Source organism: Amycolatopsis sp. NPDC045836, from assembly GCF_056431745.1.
This window is the reverse complement of record NZ_JBWKKF010000002.1, coordinates 443,326-459,390: the sequence shown is the minus strand read 5'-3', so window position 1 is coordinate 459,390 and position 16,065 is coordinate 443,326. Positions and strand designations below refer to the sequence as shown.

Sequence of the window (16,065 nt, the reverse complement as noted above, 5' to 3'; positions counted from 1 at the left end):
GCTCGTCAGGAAATCACGAGGAGTGCGCGGTGGCCGACGAAAAGCTGTACGACGGCGACGGGACCCACGCCCCGGCACCGCCTTCGGCGTTCGCCGACCCGATGACCGGGCTGGCCGGCTCGGCCGAAGGCGGGTCCGCTCGCGACGACGTCGAACGGATGGAGATCGCCCAGCCGATCCAGCCGGACGCCGACGCGGTGCGGGAGATGGTCGCCGCGGCGATGGCCAACGAGCCGGACCTGTTCGGCCCGCGGACCTCACCGGAGAACCAGGCCGCGGCGCCGGGGGAGCCGCCGCCCGCGGCATCGCAGGAGGCGCCACCGCCCCCACCCGTCGCCGCCGCCCCGCAGGCGCCGATGGGCGTGATCCCGCGGCAGCGGACCTGGCCGGCGCGGCCGCAGGCGCTGATCCGCCAGCGCCTGCGCGGGGCCAGGCAGTCCGCCGCGCAGAAGGCGCCCAAGGTCCCGCGGCCCCGCGTGCCCGCTTCCAGCGGTTCGGCGGGTGTGGCGATCGCCGTGGTGCTGCTGATCCTGTTCGTGGTGATCGCGATCCAGCTGGTTTCCAGCCTCGTCAGCGGGATAACCGGGATCTTCACGTAACCCCCTGGCTGGGCCGCTCTCAGCCGTCCCGGGATACCCTGGCCCGCGAGGCCGGGGTATTCGTTTGACGAGGGTGGGGCGAACCAGTGAGGGCACGGGCGTGACCGCGGGGGCGGACGCGAAGCCGTCGGCGAACTCGTCGACGATCTATCGCGCGCGCCGGGTGCTCGCGATCAAGCCCTTCCGCAGGCTGTGGGGCGTCACCGGGTTCTGCAGCACGGCCGACTGGCTGCAGCTGCTCGCGGTGTCCGCGCTGGCCAGCAACATGGCCAGCGGGTACGTCGCGAAGAACTTCGCCTTCAGCAGCGTCATCTTCACCAGCCTGATCCCCGGTCTGCTGTTCGCGCCGCTGGGCGGGCTGCTCGCGGACCGGTTCGACCGCCGCCGGGTGATGGTGGTGGCCGACCTCTTCCGCGCCGGGCTGCTGCTGTCCATCGTGCTGGTGGACACCCTGTGGTGGATCTACGCCGCGATCTTCCTGCTGAACTGCGCGGCGAGCATGTGGATCCCGTCGAAGGACGCGGCGGTGCCGAACCTGCTGCGCCGTCCGGAGCAGGTGGAGACGGCCAACCAGCTCGGCCTGGTGATGACCTACGGCGTGTCGGTGCTCTTCGGCGCCGGGTTGTTCACCGTGATCACCGGTGTGCGCACCACCTTCCACCTGCCGGACGACCTGCTCGGCGCGAACGGCGTGATCAAGCTCGGCATCATCATCGCCGCGCTGCTCTACCTGGTGAGCAGCCTGAGCATCGCCACCCGCATCCCCGAGCTGTCGCTGCGCAACGTGCACGCCGCGCCCCGGCGCAGCGAGCTGAACAAGGACGCCGACGAGCAACCCGGCTTCTTCCAGATGATCAAGGAAGCCGGCGGGTACATCCGCACCACCCCGCTGGTGCGCGGCCTGCTGATCGGCATGATGGGCGCGTTCGCCGCCGGTGGTGCCGTGGTCGGCTCGGCCCAGACCTACGCGCTGAGCCTGCTCGGCGGGGAGAGCGCCTGGGGCCTGCTGCTCATCTCGGTGTTCCTCGGCCTGATCGCCGGCATGGTCGGCGCGCCGAAGCTGGCCCGGCGGCTGCCGCACGACCGGCTGTTCGGCATCGCCATCGTGCTCGCCGGGCTGGCGCTGATCCTGGTCGCGTTGTCGCCGCACCTGGCCGTGTCGATGATCGTGGTGGCGATCGTCGGCGCCTGCGCCGGTGCCGCCTTCCTGACCGGTGTGACGATCATCGGCTCGCAGATCGACGACGCCATCCGCGGCCGGATCAACGCGATCTACCAGTCCATGCTCAAGGTGGTGCTCGGCGGTTCGATCGCGCTGGTGCCGCTGCTGGTCGGCCTGGTGCAGCCGCGCCAGGTCAGCGTCTGGGGCGGGACGATCATCGTCGACGGCACGCGCCCGGTGATGCTCGGCGGCGGCTTGCTGGCCGCTCTGGTCGGGGTGGTCGCCTACCGCCAGATGGACTCGCGCCGGAGCGAGCCGATCCTGTCCGACCTGCGCAACGCTTTGCGCCGCCGCCCGCGGCGGGTGAACGGGCTGCTGATCGCGGTGGAGGGCACCACCGCCACGGACACCGCCAGCCAGGCCGCCAAGCTGGCCGAGTGGCTCGGCCACGGTCCGCGCACGGTGGTGCTCGCGGCCGATCCGGCGCTGGACGAGCAGCGGCTGGAGGCGCTGCTGTCCGGGGCGTCGCTGTCCGGTGCGCGGGCGCAGGCGCTGGCCGCGGCGGCGGTCCGCGCGGACATCGTGGAGCGGGACGTGCAGCCCGCGCTGGACGCCGGTTCGGTGGTGGTGATGGAGCGGTTCGTCGACTCGCCGCTGGCCCACCTGTCCGCGGTGGCCGGGCTGGACGCGGAGGAGTTCGAGGGGCTGGCCGACTGGGCGACCGGGCAGCTGCGGCCGGACGTCACGGTGCTGCTGGACGCCGCACCCGACGTGGTGGCGCAGCCCGCGCAGAAGCAGGCGGACCAGCAGTGGCGCGTGCAGCACGTGCTCACGGAACTGGCCTCGGCCAATCCGGAGCAGTACGTGGTGGTCGACGCCGAAGGCAGTGAGGAAGAGGTCAGCGAGCGGGTGCGGACGGCCGTGCGGGCGGTGCTGGTGGGACCGTACGCCGGGCTGGCGCCCGAGCCGAAGCAGGAGGAGAGCACGGCGTGACTTCCGGCGTCTGGTCGCAGCTGGTGGGCCAGGAGCCCGCGGTCGAGGTGCTCTCCGCGGCCGCGGCGGCCGCGGCGAAGCTGGTCGACGGGGAGACCGCTGCCGCGGGCGCGATGACGCACGCCTGGTTGCTCACCGGCCCGCCGGGTTCGGGCCGCTCGGTGACGGCACGCACCTTCGCCGCCGCGTTGCAGTGCATCACCGGGGTCGGCTGCGGTGAGTGCCCCGGCTGCCGCACGGCGTTGTCCGGCACGCACGCGGACGTGCGGCTGGTCGTGCCGGAGGGGTTGTCGATCTCGGTGGCCGAGATGCGCGCGCTGGTGCAGGCCGCGGCCCGCCGCCCGACCTCCGGGCGCTGGCAGGTGGTGATCATCGAGGACGCCGACCGGCTCACCGAGGGCGCGGCGAACGCCCTGCTCAAGGCGGTCGAGGAACCGCCGGAGCGCACGGTGTTCCTGTTGTGCGCGCCGTCGGACCACCCCGAGGACGTCTCGGTGACCATCCGGTCGCGGTGTCGGCTGATCAACCTCCGCACGCCGCCGGCGGCGGCGATCGCCCAGGTGCTGATCGACCGGGACGGGGTGCCGCCGGAGCGCGCGGAGTGGGCGGCTTCGGTGTGCGGTGGGCACGTGGGCCGGGCCCGGCGGCTGGCCACCGACGAGAACGCCCGCGAACGGCGTGAGTCGGTGCTGCGCATCCCGCTCGGCCTCCGGCACCCGTCGGACGTGTTCACCTGCGCCGACGGCCTGATCAAGGTCGCCGAGGCGGACGCGTCCGAGGAGAGCAAGGTCCGCGACGAGTCGGAGAAGGCCGAACTGCGCACCGCGATGGGCGGCGACGCCACCGGCAAGGGCGTCGCCGGGGCCAAGCGGGCCGCCGAGGCCGCGGTGAAGGCGCTGGAGAAGAAGCAGAAGTCACGCGCGACCCGGACCCAGCGCAACACGCTCGACCTGGCGTTGATCGACCTCGCCGGGTTCTACCGGGACGTGCTGGTCACGCTGAGCCGGTCCGGGGCTTCGCTGACCCACCCCGACCGCGCCGCCGACATCACCGCCGCAGCGCGCCAGTGGTCACCGGAATCCACGCTGCGGCGGCTGGAGGCGGTGCTCCAGTGCCGCGAGGCGATCGAATGGAACGTGAAGCCGAGGATCGCCATCGAGGCCATGGTCACCACCCTGCGCCAGGGCTAGTTCCTCGGCCGCGGTGACGGCTTGACCGCGACCGGGGCGGGCTTCCGGCGTCGCGGCAGGGCGGCCACCAGCACCACGCCGATCAGCAGCAACGCGGTGCCGGTCCAGAACAGCGGCACGGTGGCGTACGCGGCGCTGGTCTGCGCCAGCTTCTTCGGCACCCCCGGTGCCTCCCCGCCGGCGGGCGGCGGCGTGGTGGAGGTGCTCCCGCACTCGACGCCGTTCTCCGGGGCGTAGGCCCTGGCCACCTGCTCGCCGAGGGTCAGCTGCGCCAGCGACGACGGCAGCGAGGCCCCGGCCGCGCCGAGCGAGTCCTTCAGCGCCTTGGTCGGCAGCACCTGCAGGTCGAGCAGGCGGGCCGCGGCGCCGAGCTGGAAGCCCTTGAACGGGACGGTCATGTCGAGCTTCTTGTCGTCGAGCTGCGCGATGCCCAGCCGCAGCACGCCGAGGTCGAGCACCTTGCCCGCGGTGTCGCCGACCTGCTGCACGCCCTTGGTCAGGGTGGACACCAGCCCGCCGACCACCGGCACGCTCTCCACCGGGCCGACCTGCTGGGTCAGCCCCTCCAGCGGCAGCCCGACCGGGATGTCCTTGGTCGGGTTGGCCGCGTCGAGGGTGTAGAGCACCTTGCCTTGGCGTTCCACGGTGAGCACCGGCGCGGTGTACTCCACCTTCGAGGTCTCGGCCTTGCCGGTGGAGGTCACCCGCAGCGTCGGCTGGCTGACCACCTTGATGGTCAGCTCCAGCGGGGTGCCCTTGAGCAGGTTGATGTTCGCCGCCTGCAGCGTGGAGGTGGACTCGACGGCCTTGTTCTTCGAGCCGGGGATGTCCACCAGCCGCACGGTCGACCGCGCGGACAGCGTGTTCGGCAGGCTGAGCAGCGCGTTGGTGCCGTCGGCGCTGGTCTGCCCGCCGCCGGAGAGCAGCCCGCCGAGCGCCTGCAGGCCCTTGCCCGGCTCGAAGCCCGGCGCCAGCTTGGCGTTCTGGGGCAGTTGCAGGCTGGGCAGGCCGATGTTCGGCAGCGACGGGATCGCGTTCAGCACGGACAGGCTGGCGACCTCGGTGGACGCGTCGGCGATGGTGCCCACGCACGGGCCCTCGGTGGCGCTCCAGCGGGCGTGCGCGCTGCCGTTGAGCAGGCCGACGTTGAGCAGCGGGTTCTTCGGCGCGTTGAGCCCGCCGGTGCGGGGTTCGGCGTTGTCCGGGAGCGCGGTCTGCACCAGCGAACCGGGTGCCTGCGGCGAGTTGCCCGCGATCGAGAGGCCGAGCGGTGACGACTGCGCGACGGACCGTTCGTAGGACAGGTACGCCTCGGAGTTCGCCTGCGCGCTGGCCAGGCCCATCCCGGCTTCCAGCGCTGCCTGCTTGGGCAGCTGATCGCTGACCCCGGGCATGATCGCGCTGGTCGGCACGGCGTTCGGCAGCAACCGGAGCACCCCGAGCCCGGTGCCGGCGTCACCCACCGCGTGCCCCAGCGGCTGGGGGTTCGGCGGCTGCGTGATCGGCGCCTGCCCCGGGTCGTTCGGCTGGGGGATCGGCGTGGTGGGGATGGTCGGCTGGGCCACGGCGGGCACGGTGGACAGGGCGAGCACCGCTGCCGTCAACGGCAGGGCGAGCGTCCGGGGCAGACTCGACCGCATCGGCGAGTTCCTCCTGAGCTGGGCAGGCGCTGGTGCCGTGGTCAACGACGGCGGGGTGGTGAAGTGACGCCGGAGGTTACCGTTACACTGGGAACCGGTCCTGCCGCCTTAGCTCAGTCGGCCAGAGCGATTCACTCGTAATGAATAGGTCAGGGGTTCGATTCCCCTAGGCGGCTCCACCGCTGACCAGGGTCTTTCCGGTATCCGGAGAGGCCCTGGTCGCTTTTGTGCCGCCCTCGTCCGGGTTCGAGGTTCACCCGATCGAGGGCACCGTCAGCTGGCACGGCGTGGGCTGCGTCAAGCATCTTCCGCAGGTTCCTGGACTTGGTTAATAACCGGCTACCCGGGTGGGGCTACGGGTAGGTACGGGGATTGAATCCGTAGCGCTACGGATTGTGCCGGTCCCGCTTGGTGAGCAGGGTGGGTCGACAGGCCGTGTTCCGGGCTTGACGACGAGGAGAGCAGATGCGCAAGAGAAGAAGTGTGGCCGCCGCCCTGTCGGCCGCCGCCCTGATCGCGGCGGCGGTCGCGGCCAGCCCCTCGGTGGGCGCGGCGCCGGACACCGCCGCGGCCGAAGCGGCGACGCAGGCGGACTTCTACGAGGTACTCGGCACGAACTCCCCAGAGCTGCGGACGAAGGTCTCGGCCACCGGCGTGGACGTGGTCACCGCCGGCGAGACCACCACCATCATCGGCACCGGGGCCGACGCGAAGCACCTGCGTTCGCTCGGCTTCAAGGTGGAGAAGCGGCCGGGGTTCGAGCAGTACCGGACCAGCCGCGCCGCCGACGTGACCACCGCGGCCGCCGACTTCCCGGCGGGCGACGAGGGTTACCACACCTACGCCGAGGTGGTCGCCGAGCTGCAGCAGACCGTCACCGACCACGCCAGCCTGGTGAAGCTGGGCAGCGTCGGCACCTCCTACCAGGGCCGCAACCTGCCGGTGATCAAGATCAGCGACAACGCGGCTGCCGACGAGGCCGAGCCCGAGGTGCTGTTCACCTGCAACCAGCACGCGCGCGAGCACCTGACCACGGAGATGTGCCTGCGCATCGTCAAGCGGTTCACCGACGGCTACACCACCGACACCAACATCAAGAACATGGTGGACAGCAAGGAGATCTGGGTCATCCCGACGGTGAACCCGGACGGCTCCGAGTACGACATCTCCGGCGGCAGCTACAAGATGTGGCGCAAGAACCGCCAGGGCCAGGGCACCGACCTCAACCGCAACTGGGCCTTCAAGTGGGGCTGCTGCGGTGGTTCGTCGGGCAGCCCGACCAGTGAGACCTACCGCGGCCCGTCCGCCTTCTCCGCACCGGAGAGCCGGGCCGTGTCGAACTGGGTCGCCTCCCGCCGGGTCGGTGGCGTGCAGCAGATCAAGGCGCACATCGACTTCCACACCTATTCGGAGCTGGTGCTGTGGCCGTACGGCTACACCTACGCCGACACCGCGCCGGGCATGACCGCGGCCGAGGCGCAGAAGTTCAAGACCATCGGCCAGCAGATGGCCGCGACGAACAACTACACGCCGCAGCAGTCGAGCGACCTCTACATCACCGACGGCTCGGTGAACGACTGGATGTGGTACGACCACAAGATCCTCAGCTACACCTTCGAGATGTACCCCCGGGGCTCCAACCCGGGTTTCTACCCGCCCGACGAGGTGATCCCGGCGCAGACCGCGCGCAACGACAAGGCCGTTGACATCCTGATCAACGCCGCTGTCTGAGGCGCATAGGGTGGGGCTCATGCCGCTGTTCTCCTTCGAGGGCGTGAGCCCCACCGTGCACCCCGACGCCTGGATCGCCCCCACCGCCACGCTGATCGGCGCGGTGACCGTGGAGAAGGGGGTCTCGATCTGGTACGGCGCGGTCATCCGCGCCGACTTCGGGAAGATCATCATCCGCGAGGGCGCCAACATCCAGGACAACTCCGTCGTGCACGTCAACGACGGGGTGTGCGAGATCGGCCGGAACGTCACCGTCGGGCACATGTGCCTGGTGCACGACTGCACGGTCGGCGAGCAGGCGCTGATCGGCAACGGCGCGACGATCCTGGACCAGTCGCAGATCGGCGAGCGCGCGCTGATCGCCGCCGGGTCCACGGTCACGCCGAACACCGTGGTGCCGCCCGAGGTGATCGCGATGGGCAGCCCGGCGAAGAAGTTCGTGCCGCTGTCGGACTCCGCACGCGGCTGGATCGAGCACAACGCCGCGATCTACCAGCAGCTGGCGCGGCGGCACGCGGACGGCATCGAGCCCGTCGGGGGTTGACCCTCCAGTGACTGGAGTGCTTAGCGTGCCGCCACATGGCACCGAAGAAACTCCAGTTCCGCACCACCCTGCAGCTCCCGGCCGGGGAGGCGCCGGTGGTCGACCTCGGCAAGATGCTCGGGCAGACCGGCGTCAACCTGGTCGAGGTCAAACGCGCCTACGACGCGGCAACGGCCACCCAGCGCGGCGACGTCGTGCCGGTGGTGGTCTCGGTGTTCGACGACCGCTCGTTCGAACTGACCCTGAAAACCCCGCCGACGGCCTTCCTGATCCGGAAGGCCCTTGGCGGCAAGGGTTCCGCGCGACCGGGGCACGAGACCGCCGGCCTGCTGAGCCGGGCCGAGGTCCGGGAGATCGCGCGACGCAAGCTCCCGGACCTGAACACGGCCGACCTGGACGCGGCCATGCGCACGATCGCCGGCACCGCCCGCTCGATGGGGGTGGCGGTCGAACCTTTGGTGAACACGACCGGCGACGATCGGTGACAGCGCCCCGGCCCGGCCGGCTCCTAGCGTGCCGGGATGCTCAAGCTGCTGCTCTCGTTCGCGCTCGTGGCCTCGCCCGCCCCGGTTGCCGCGGCACCCCTCCCGGGCTGGCAAGCCTGCCCGGACGCCGGTTCGGTGCCGATCCAGTGCACCGACCTCGGGGTTCCGCTGGCCGAGCCCGGTGGCCGCACCATCACGCTGAAGGTGGCGCGGCTGCCCGCCACCGGCCCGAAGCGGGGCACCGTGCTGGTCAACTTCGGCGGGCCGCAGGGTGACCAGATCGCCATCCTGCGGTCGCGGTCGCAGATCTTCGACACCATCCGCCGGTCGATGGACGTGGTCACCTGGGGCCCGCGGGGCTATCCCGGCCTCAGCCGCCCGGTGCTGGCCTGCGACTGGGGCAAGGTGCGCACCCCGCCGTTCCCGGCCGGCCAGGCGGAGTTCGATCGGCTCGCCGCCGCCAACCGGGAGCGGGCCGAGCGGTGCCGGGCCAGTGATCCGGAGCTGTTCGACCACCTGGACTCCGCGAGCGACGCCCGTGACGCCGAACGGATCCGCCGGGCGCTGGGCGAGCCGCGGATGAACTTCATCGGCACCTCGTACGGCGGTGTCATCGCGCAGTCCTACGCCCGGCAGTTCCCCGAGCGGGTGCGCACCAGCTACATCGACGGGACCGGCAACCACGGTGCCCGCGATTGGCCGCGGGAACTCGAGGCGGTCGCCCGCGATTTCGAGCGCTACGCGGAACGGTTCTTCGACTGGGCGGGCCCGGGAACCGGGCAGCGCTGGCGGGCGCTGGCCGCCAAGGCCGCAGGCTCGTGCGACGGCGACCGGCAGCGCGCCGATCGCCGCCGGCTGATCGACGACCACCAGCAGCGGCCGAAACTGCTGCTCATGCACGCGTCTTTCGTCCGTCGCGGGTGGTCGCCGGTCAGGCGTCGATGGCCGGCACCCACGCCTGCGGCGAGACCTGTCCGAAGGGTGGCCGTGTCCCTATTCAGCGGTCCCTCGATGCCGCCAGGCCCGGTGACACCACCCCCCGGATCATGGACTCGACCACAGCTCCTTGACCAGGAACTACGAAAACGGTAACGAGGTGCAGGTGCGCGATTCCCCGCTCGGTGCCGGGATTTTTCCGTAGCGGTGTCGAACGGGGCCGTGGTCGTTCGTGGTCAGGGTGAGGGACACCCGAGGAGGGCACCATGACCGCGACCTACACCTTCGACGTCTTCACCAGCCTCGACGGCTTCGGCGCCAACACCGGGAGCTGGGGCGGTTACTGGGGCAAGCAGGGCCCCGAACTGCTCGCCCGCCGCCTCGCGCTGTACGGCGAGGAGCAGCGGATGGTGTTCGGCGCCACGACCTTCCGGTCGAACGCGCGCATCCTGTCCACCGGCACCGAGGTCCTCGACCCCTGGGTCGAGCGGATGCGCGACCTGCCCGCCACGGTCGTGTCCAACACGCTGCGCGAGCCGCTCGACTGGCCGGACGCGACCATCGCGGGCGGCGATCCCGTCGAGGTCGTCGCCCGGCTCAAGGAGGAGTCGTCGGTGCCGTTGCGCTCGCACGGCAGCCTGTCGCTGAACCGGGCGCTGATGGCCGCCGGGCTGGTCGACCGCCTCCAGGTGACGGTCTTCCCGGTGATCACCGCGCGCTCCGGGGTGGATCCGGTGTTCCACGGCGGCGCCGACTTCGACCTCGAGCTGCTCGACAGCCGGACGCTCGACGGCCGCGTCCAGGAACTGGTCTACCGCCCGGTCCCGCACCGCTGAGCTAGAGTTCGGGGTGCAGCAGCGACTGGCGCCTTGAGGTGGAGCACCACCGGGAAGCGAAACGCAACGGCCCCGCACCGCGCGCCTGGGTCGGGCCGTGCACCGTCTGGAGTGACCATGACGCACCAGCCCGCCCTGCCCTCGCTCACCGCCGCCGATCCGCAGATCGCCGGCCTGGTCGAGGACGAAGCCCGCCGCCAGCACGAGAAGATCCGGCTGATCGCCTCGGAGAACTACGTTTCGCAAGCCGTGCTGGAAGCCACCGGTACCGTGCTGACCAACAAGTACTCCGAGGGTTACGCGGGCAAGCGCTACTACGAGGGCCAGCAGTTCGTCGACCCGGTGGAGACGCTGGCGATCGAGCGGGCGAAGGCGCTGTTCGGCGTGGACCACGCCAACGTGCAGCCCTACTCCGGTTCCCCGGCCAACCTCGCCGTCTACCTCGCCTTCGCCCAGCCCGGCGACACCGTGCTCGGCATGGCGCTGCCCGACGGCGGTCACCTGACCCACGGCTGGGGCGTGTCCGCCACCGGCAAGTGGTTCAACGCGGTGCGCTACGGCGTGCGCAAGGACACCGGCCGGGTCGACCTCGACCAGGTGCGCGAGCTGGCCCGCGAGCACCGGCCGAAGCTGATCTTCTGCGGTGGCACGGCGATCCCGCGCACCATCGACTTCCCGGCGTTCGCGGAGATCGCCCGCGAGGTGGACGCGGTGCTGGTGGCCGACATCGCGCACATCGCCGGCCTGGTGGCCGGTGGTGCGCACCCGTCGCCCGCCGGGCACGCCCAGGTGATCACCACCACCACGCACAAGACGCTGCGCGGCCCGCGCGGCGCGATGATCCTGTCCGACGCCGACCACGCGAAGGCCGTGGACAAGGCGGTGTTCCCCGGCCTGCAGGGCGGGCCGCACAACCACACCACCGCGGCCATCGCGGTCGCGCTGGGGGAGGCGTCGAAGCCGGAGTTCGGCGAGTACGCGCACGCCGTCGTGGCCAACGCGAAGGCGCTCGCCGAGGCCCTCCTCGAGCGCGGTTACGACCTGGTCTCCGGCGGCACCGACAACCACCTGCTGCTGGTCGACCTGACCGGCAAGCAGATCGGCGGCAAGCCGGCCGCGCAGGCGCTGGACCGGGCGGGCATCGAGCTGAACTACAACACCGTGCCGTTCGACCCGCGCAAGCCGTTCGACCCGTCGGGCATCCGGCTGGGCACCGGCGCGATCACCACGCGCGGGTTGCGGCCGGAGCACCAGGTGAAGGTCGCGGAGTGGATCGACCGCACGGTCACCGCGGCGGCCGCCGATGAGCAGTCCACTGTGGACGCCGTGGCGGCGGAGATCCGGGAGTTCCTGAGCGACTACCCGATCCCGGGTTACTCCGCCTGATCCGCTCCCTCGCCGTCGTGGCCTATTCGGCCGCGGCGGCGAGGATCCGGTCCACCAGCCCGGGGAAGCGCTGCTCCAGTTCGGCCAGTCGCAGCGTGTTCATCCGCTGCCTGCCGACGTCCTCCTGCCGGATCAGCCCCGCCTTGCGCAGGCTCCGGAAGTGGTGGCTCAGCGTCGACGGCGCGACCTTCAGCCCGAACGTGCCGCACGCCCGGTCCCCCTCGTCGATCAGCATGCGCACGATCCGGCGCCGGGTCGGGTCGGCGAGGGCTTGCAGCACGTCGTCCAGTTCCACCTCGTCGATCGCCGGGTGGGTGAGCGGCGTCCAGCGTCCGAGCGGCACGCGTGACTCCTCTTTTCGATGGTTCACGAAGACTCTACCGCCGACCTGGTCTATTCGAGTGGTCTCGAAAAGACAACCAGGAGGCGCCATGCGATCCACGATCGAGTTGCTCGTCCTCGCCACCCTCACCACGGCGACCGCGGTTTTGCCCGCGGAAGCCGCTTCGCCGCGGTTCCCGCACCCGACTCCCGGCGGGCCCGCACCCATCGCCGAGCCGGACGTCGCGGGCCCGGAGAACATCGACGACCTCGAGGTCACCGTGCGCCGCGACGGCGGCACGCGCGACGGCATCGAGATCTTCTACGACCGCACCAGCCACACCGCCAGCGGCGAGAAGCCCGCCGCGATGCGCCAGTTCGTGTTCCTCTTCGACAAGTCCATCCGGTTCCACCCGGAGGCCTTCCCGACCTGCGACCGGGCCACCTTCGAGGCGGGCGGCCCGGCAGCCTGCCCGCCCGGTTCCCGGGTCGGCTCGGGCCGGGCCGACATCTTCCCGTCCGCCGTCGCCGACGTCGCGGTGTTCAACACCCGGTACGACAACGGCACGCGTGGTGTGCTGATCACCGTTCCCGCGGCCGGGCTCGTGCTGAACAACACCTTCGAGCCGGTCGTGGGGGAGTACCGCGCCGACTACCGCTGGGGTTCCGACGAACTGGCGAACCCGTCCACCGTGCCGCCGCAGGACCGGGTGGGGACCACCCGGTTCCAGGTGTCCTTCGGTGCGACGATCACCGAGGGTGGTCGCACGCACAGCTTCGCCGAAAGCTCCGCCAAACCGGGCAAACTACTCAATTTCGGCCTGTGGAGCCATTTTGTCACCGGTCAGGTGGCGCTGCCGGAGGACCGGGTGCGGCGACCGTGGTGACACAGCGCACAGAAATTTAGTTGCACGCTACAACGGGATTTCGGAATACTTGCGTCAGTCAGTTAGTTGAGTGATGCAAGCAAGTGCGGCCCGCTGGGGGCACGATCCGAGGAGCGAGACATGGCCGAAACCGCCGAAGCAACCGAGCCGGGAACACGGGGAGGGCTGTCGCACCGGCAGATCCTCACCGTGCTCTCCGGGCTGATGATGGGCATGTTCCTGGCCGCGCTCGACCAGACGATCGTGTCCTCGGCGATGAAGACCATCGCCGACGAACTGCACGGGCAGACGCTGCAGGCGTGGGCGACCACCGCCTACCTGATCACCGCGACCATCTCCACCCCGCTCTACGGCAAGCTGTCCGACCTCTACGGCCGCAAGCCGATGTACCTCACCGCGATCTCGCTGTTCCTGGTCGGGTCGCTGGCCAGCGGCATGGCGGGCTCGATGTACGAACTCGCCGCCTTCCGCGCCTTCCAGGGCCTCGGTGCCGGTGGCCTGATGTCGCTGGCGCTGGCCATCGTCGCCGACATCACCGCACCGCGTGAACGCGGTCGCTACCAGGGCTACTTCATGGCGGTGTTCGGCATCTCCAGCGTGCTGGGCCCGGTGGTCGGCGGCGCCTTCGCCGGACTGGACTCGTTCGCCGGGCTGGCCGGCTGGCGCTGGGTGTTCCTGATCAACGTGCCGGTGGCGCTGCTCGCGCTGGTGGTGGTCACCAAGGTGCTGAACATCCCGCACACCCGCGTCGAGCAGCGGGTCGACTACGCGGGCGCGGCCACGCTGACGGTGGGCCTGGTGCCGCTGCTGATCGTCGCCGAGCAGGGGCGCGAATGGGGCTGGGGGTCGCTGACCTCGGTGCTGATGTACCTGGTCGGCGCGGCCGGGCTGGTCGCGTTCGTGCTGAACGAACGGCGGATGGGCGACGCGGCGCTGCTGCCGCTGCGGTTGTTCCGCCGACCGGCGTTCGCGCTCAGCTCGGTGGTCACCTTCGTGCAGGGCGCCGGCATGTTCGGCGCGATGATGTCGCTGCCGCTGTACCTGCAGATCGTCAAGGGCGCGACGCCCACCGAAGCCGGGTTGCAACTGCTGCCGCTGACCGCCGGGATCATGGTGGCCAGCCTGCTGTCGGGCCGGATCGTGGCGTCGACCGGGCGGTACAAGGTGTTCGGCGTGCTCGGCCTCGGGCTGATGACCGCGGCGATGCTGCTGTTCAGCACGATCGGCGTGGACACCCCGCTGGCGATCGTGATGGCGATCGCGTTCCTGATGGGGCTCGGCCTCGGCGGCGCGTTCCAGACGCTGACGCTGGCCGCGCAGAACGACGTCGAGCCGGCGGACCTCGGGGTGGCGACCTCGTCGACCACGTTCTTCCGGCAGATCGGCGGGACCGCGGGCACCGCGGTGTTCCTGTCCATCCTGTTCGGCTCGGTGGGTGACCGGATCGCGGCGGCGGTGGCTTCGGCGATGTCCGGACCGGCCTACGCGGCGGCGCTGGCGAACCCGGCCAACGCGGAGTTCGCGGCCCGGCTGGCCGGCGGGCAGCTGGACCTGAACGACACCTCGTTCCTCAGCGGACTGGACCCGGTGCTGGCGCGGCCGATCCTGGAGGGCTTCTCCAGCGCGATGAGCACGGTGTTCCTGGTCGCCGGCGTGGTGGTGGCCGCCGGGTTCGCGCTGCTGTGGTTCCTGCGGGAGACGCCGCTGGCCGAGAAGTCGGCGCTGGAACTGCGGCGGGAAGCCGAAGAACAGCCGGTGCCCGCGCTGGCCCACTGAACGCGAAAACGGGGCGCCACCCGCTCGGTGGCGCCCCGTTCTTCACGTCGTCAGTGCTCGCCGCCCTCGGCTTCGAGCTTGGCGAGGTGGTCCTTCTCGCGCTCGTAGGAGCGCCGGATCTCGGCCTCGGCGTCGACGCGGCCGACCCAGGAGGAGCCCTCCACGCTCTTGGCCGGCTCGAGGTCCTTGTACACCTGGAAGAAGTGCTCGATCTCCAGCTTGTGGAACTCGTTCAGGTGGTGGATGTCGCGCAGGTGCTCCAGGCGCGGGTCGTCCGACGGGACCGCGAGCACCTTGTCGTCCGGGCCCTTCTCGTCGGTCATCCGGAACATGCCGATCGCGCGGCAGCGGATCAGGCAGCCGGGGAAGGTCGGCTCCTGGACCAGCACGAGCACGTCCAGCGGGTCGCCGTCCTGGCCGAGGGTGTCGTCGATGAAGCCGTAGTCGGCCGGGTACTGGGTGGCGGTGAACAGGGTCCGGTCGAGCCTGATGCGCCCGGTCTTGTGGTCCACCTCGTACTTGTTGCGCTCCCCTTTGGGGATTTCGATCGTGACGTCGAACTCCACGCCGATCCTCGCTGATCTTGTCTGGGCAAGCCCGAGCAAAGGCGGGCGGCTCACCGGTTCGTTGGCTTGACACCACTAGTGTGGACCACGCGTGACCACGGACCCGCACCGATGGGTTCTTGGTGTGAGCTGGGGGACACCGGAGGAGGGTGCGTGCCGGACGAAACCAGGCCCGAGGAGCCGGGGTGGCCCTCGGACGACCACGACGGGACCCGGTCACTGGCCGAACAGGACACGCTCTGGGTGCGGCGGGCCGAGCCGCGGGCCACCCAGCCGGTGCGGCAGCCGGGCTCCCTGTTCCAGCCGGCGAACGAGCAGGCACCGCCGGAGGACGCCGAGCCGGACACCGTGTGGGTACGCCGCCCGCAGGCGCCGGACCAGCAGCGCACCGGCGGACCGGCGCCGTGGCCGCAGGGCCGGGCGGACCAGCCGCACGGTGACCAGCAGGACGCCCGCGACCGGCAAAGCCCGCCGGAACAGCAAGATCACCGCGGCCAGCAGGGTCCGCTGCAGCAGCAAGATCACCGCGGTCAACAGGGCCACCCGGAGCAGGAAGATCACCGCGGTCAACAGGGGCACCCGGGGCAGGCGGTTCGCCAAGCGGCACCGGTGGGCTACCCGGCGGATCAGCTCCGCCAGCAGGGCCAGGGCGGCCAGCAGGGTCATTCCGGCCAGCGGGGTCACTCCGGGCAGCAAGGCCAAGCCGGGCAGCGGGGCCAAGCCGGGCAGCAAGGCCAAGCCGCGCAGCGGGGCCAGCCCGGCCAAGCCCGGCAGTCGTCCGAGCAGGGCCAATTCGGGCAGCCGGGCCAGCCGTCGCAGCCGGGCCAGCCGTCGCAGCCGGGCTACCCGCAGGACCGCCCCCGGCAGTCGCCTGGGCAAGGTCACCTCGGGCAGCAGGATCAGGGCCAGGCCCGGCAGTCGTCCGAGCAGGGCCAGACCAGCCAGCAGAGCCAGACCGGCCAGGAGCACCAGCAGGGCCAGCCCCAACAGGGCGACTCACCCGACCAACCGAA

At 71.1% G+C, this 16,065-nt stretch carries 14 protein-coding genes, 1 tRNA gene and 1 pseudogene; 12 read left to right on the top strand and 4 right to left on the bottom strand.

The window, feature by feature from the left end; genetic code table 11:
• Positions 1–29 precede the first annotated feature (29 nt).
• The 3 genes from AC07EG_RS05015 (at position 30) to AC07EG_RS05005 (ending at position 3,944) form a co-directional block, all read left to right on the top strand.
• Positions 30–599, top strand: coding sequence for a hypothetical protein (locus AC07EG_RS05015; RefSeq protein WP_478251693.1), 570 nt, complete (start codon positions 30–32; stop codon positions 597–599).
• 73 nt (positions 600–672) lie between these two features.
• The gene (locus AC07EG_RS05010) at positions 673–2,754 is read left to right on the top strand and encodes a bifunctional MFS transporter/dTMP kinase (RefSeq protein WP_478251692.1); all 2,082 of its coding nucleotides are present in this window, start codon (positions 673–675) and stop codon (positions 2,752–2,754) included.
• Complete coding sequence (locus tag AC07EG_RS05005; protein WP_478251691.1) at positions 2,751–3,944, top strand: DNA polymerase III subunit delta'; 1,194 nt, start codon at positions 2,751–2,753, stop codon at positions 3,942–3,944. The genes AC07EG_RS05010 and AC07EG_RS05005 overlap by 4 nt, the downstream gene beginning before the upstream one ends.
• Here the strand turns inward: AC07EG_RS05005 and AC07EG_RS05000 are convergent.
• Positions 3,941–5,584 (bottom strand): hypothetical protein, encoded by a 1,644-nt coding sequence (locus tag AC07EG_RS05000; RefSeq protein WP_478251690.1) that lies wholly within the window; start codon positions 5,582–5,584, stop codon positions 3,941–3,943. The two genes, AC07EG_RS05005 and AC07EG_RS05000, sit on opposite strands and share 4 nt — an antisense overlap.
• Positions 5,585–5,686: 102 nt before the next feature.
• On the opposite strand from AC07EG_RS05000, the gene AC07EG_RS04995 reads away from it, so the two are divergent.
• The 7 genes and pseudogenes from AC07EG_RS04995 to AC07EG_RS04965 all read left to right on the top strand — a co-directional run bounded on the left by AC07EG_RS04995 (position 5,687) and on the right by AC07EG_RS04965 (position 11,502).
• Positions 5,687–5,763: transfer RNA gene (locus tag AC07EG_RS04995), tRNA-Thr, on the top strand.
• A 286-nt stretch (positions 5,764–6,049) separates the two neighbouring features.
• Positions 6,050–7,315: a M14 family metallopeptidase gene (locus AC07EG_RS04990; protein ID WP_478251689.1), complete on the top strand. Its 1,266-nt coding sequence runs from the start codon at positions 6,050–6,052 to the stop codon at positions 7,313–7,315.
• 19 nt (positions 7,316–7,334) lie between these two features.
• Complete coding sequence (locus AC07EG_RS04985) at positions 7,335–7,859, top strand: gamma carbonic anhydrase family protein (protein ID WP_478251688.1); 525 nt, start codon at positions 7,335–7,337, stop codon at positions 7,857–7,859.
• Positions 7,860–7,894: 35 nt separating this feature from the next.
• Complete coding sequence (locus tag AC07EG_RS04980; RefSeq protein WP_478251687.1) at positions 7,895–8,344, top strand: uL11 family ribosomal protein; 450 nt, start codon at positions 7,895–7,897, stop codon at positions 8,342–8,344.
• 36 nt (positions 8,345–8,380) lie between these two features.
• A pseudogene (locus AC07EG_RS04975) lies at positions 8,381–9,130 on the top strand (alpha/beta hydrolase); the annotation flags it as partial.
• Between the two features lie 416 nt (positions 9,131–9,546).
• Complete coding sequence (locus tag AC07EG_RS04970) at positions 9,547–10,116, top strand: dihydrofolate reductase family protein (RefSeq protein ID WP_478251686.1); 570 nt, start codon at positions 9,547–9,549, stop codon at positions 10,114–10,116.
• A 117-nt stretch (positions 10,117–10,233) separates the two neighbouring features.
• On the top strand, positions 10,234–11,502 hold the full coding sequence (locus AC07EG_RS04965; protein ID WP_478251685.1) for a serine hydroxymethyltransferase: 1,269 nt from the start codon (positions 10,234–10,236) through the stop codon (positions 11,500–11,502).
• 22 nt (positions 11,503–11,524) lie between these two features.
• On the opposite strand, the gene AC07EG_RS04960 is transcribed toward AC07EG_RS04965, so the two are convergent.
• Complete coding sequence (locus AC07EG_RS04960; RefSeq protein ID WP_478251684.1) at positions 11,525–11,845, bottom strand: ArsR/SmtB family transcription factor; 321 nt, start codon at positions 11,843–11,845, stop codon at positions 11,525–11,527.
• Positions 11,846–11,933: 88 nt separating this feature from the next.
• Between AC07EG_RS04960 and AC07EG_RS04955 the strand changes: the two genes are divergently transcribed.
• A complete protein-coding gene (locus AC07EG_RS04955; RefSeq protein ID WP_478251683.1) occupies positions 11,934–12,710 on the top strand; it encodes a hypothetical protein in 777 nt (258 codons plus the stop codon).
• A 120-nt stretch (positions 12,711–12,830) separates the two neighbouring features.
• Complete coding sequence (locus tag AC07EG_RS04950; RefSeq protein WP_478251682.1) at positions 12,831–14,486, top strand: MDR family MFS transporter; 1,656 nt, start codon at positions 12,831–12,833, stop codon at positions 14,484–14,486.
• Between the two features lie 50 nt (positions 14,487–14,536).
• Here the strand turns inward: AC07EG_RS04950 and AC07EG_RS04945 are convergent, their stop codons facing one another.
• Positions 14,537–15,052, bottom strand: coding sequence for an inorganic diphosphatase (locus AC07EG_RS04945; protein WP_478251681.1), 516 nt, complete (start codon positions 15,050–15,052; stop codon positions 14,537–14,539).
• Positions 15,053–15,268: 216 nt separating this feature from the next.
• A complete protein-coding gene (locus AC07EG_RS04940; RefSeq protein WP_478251680.1) occupies positions 15,269–16,039 on the bottom strand; it encodes a hypothetical protein in 771 nt (256 codons plus the stop codon).
• Positions 16,040–16,065: the final 26 nt, after the last annotated feature.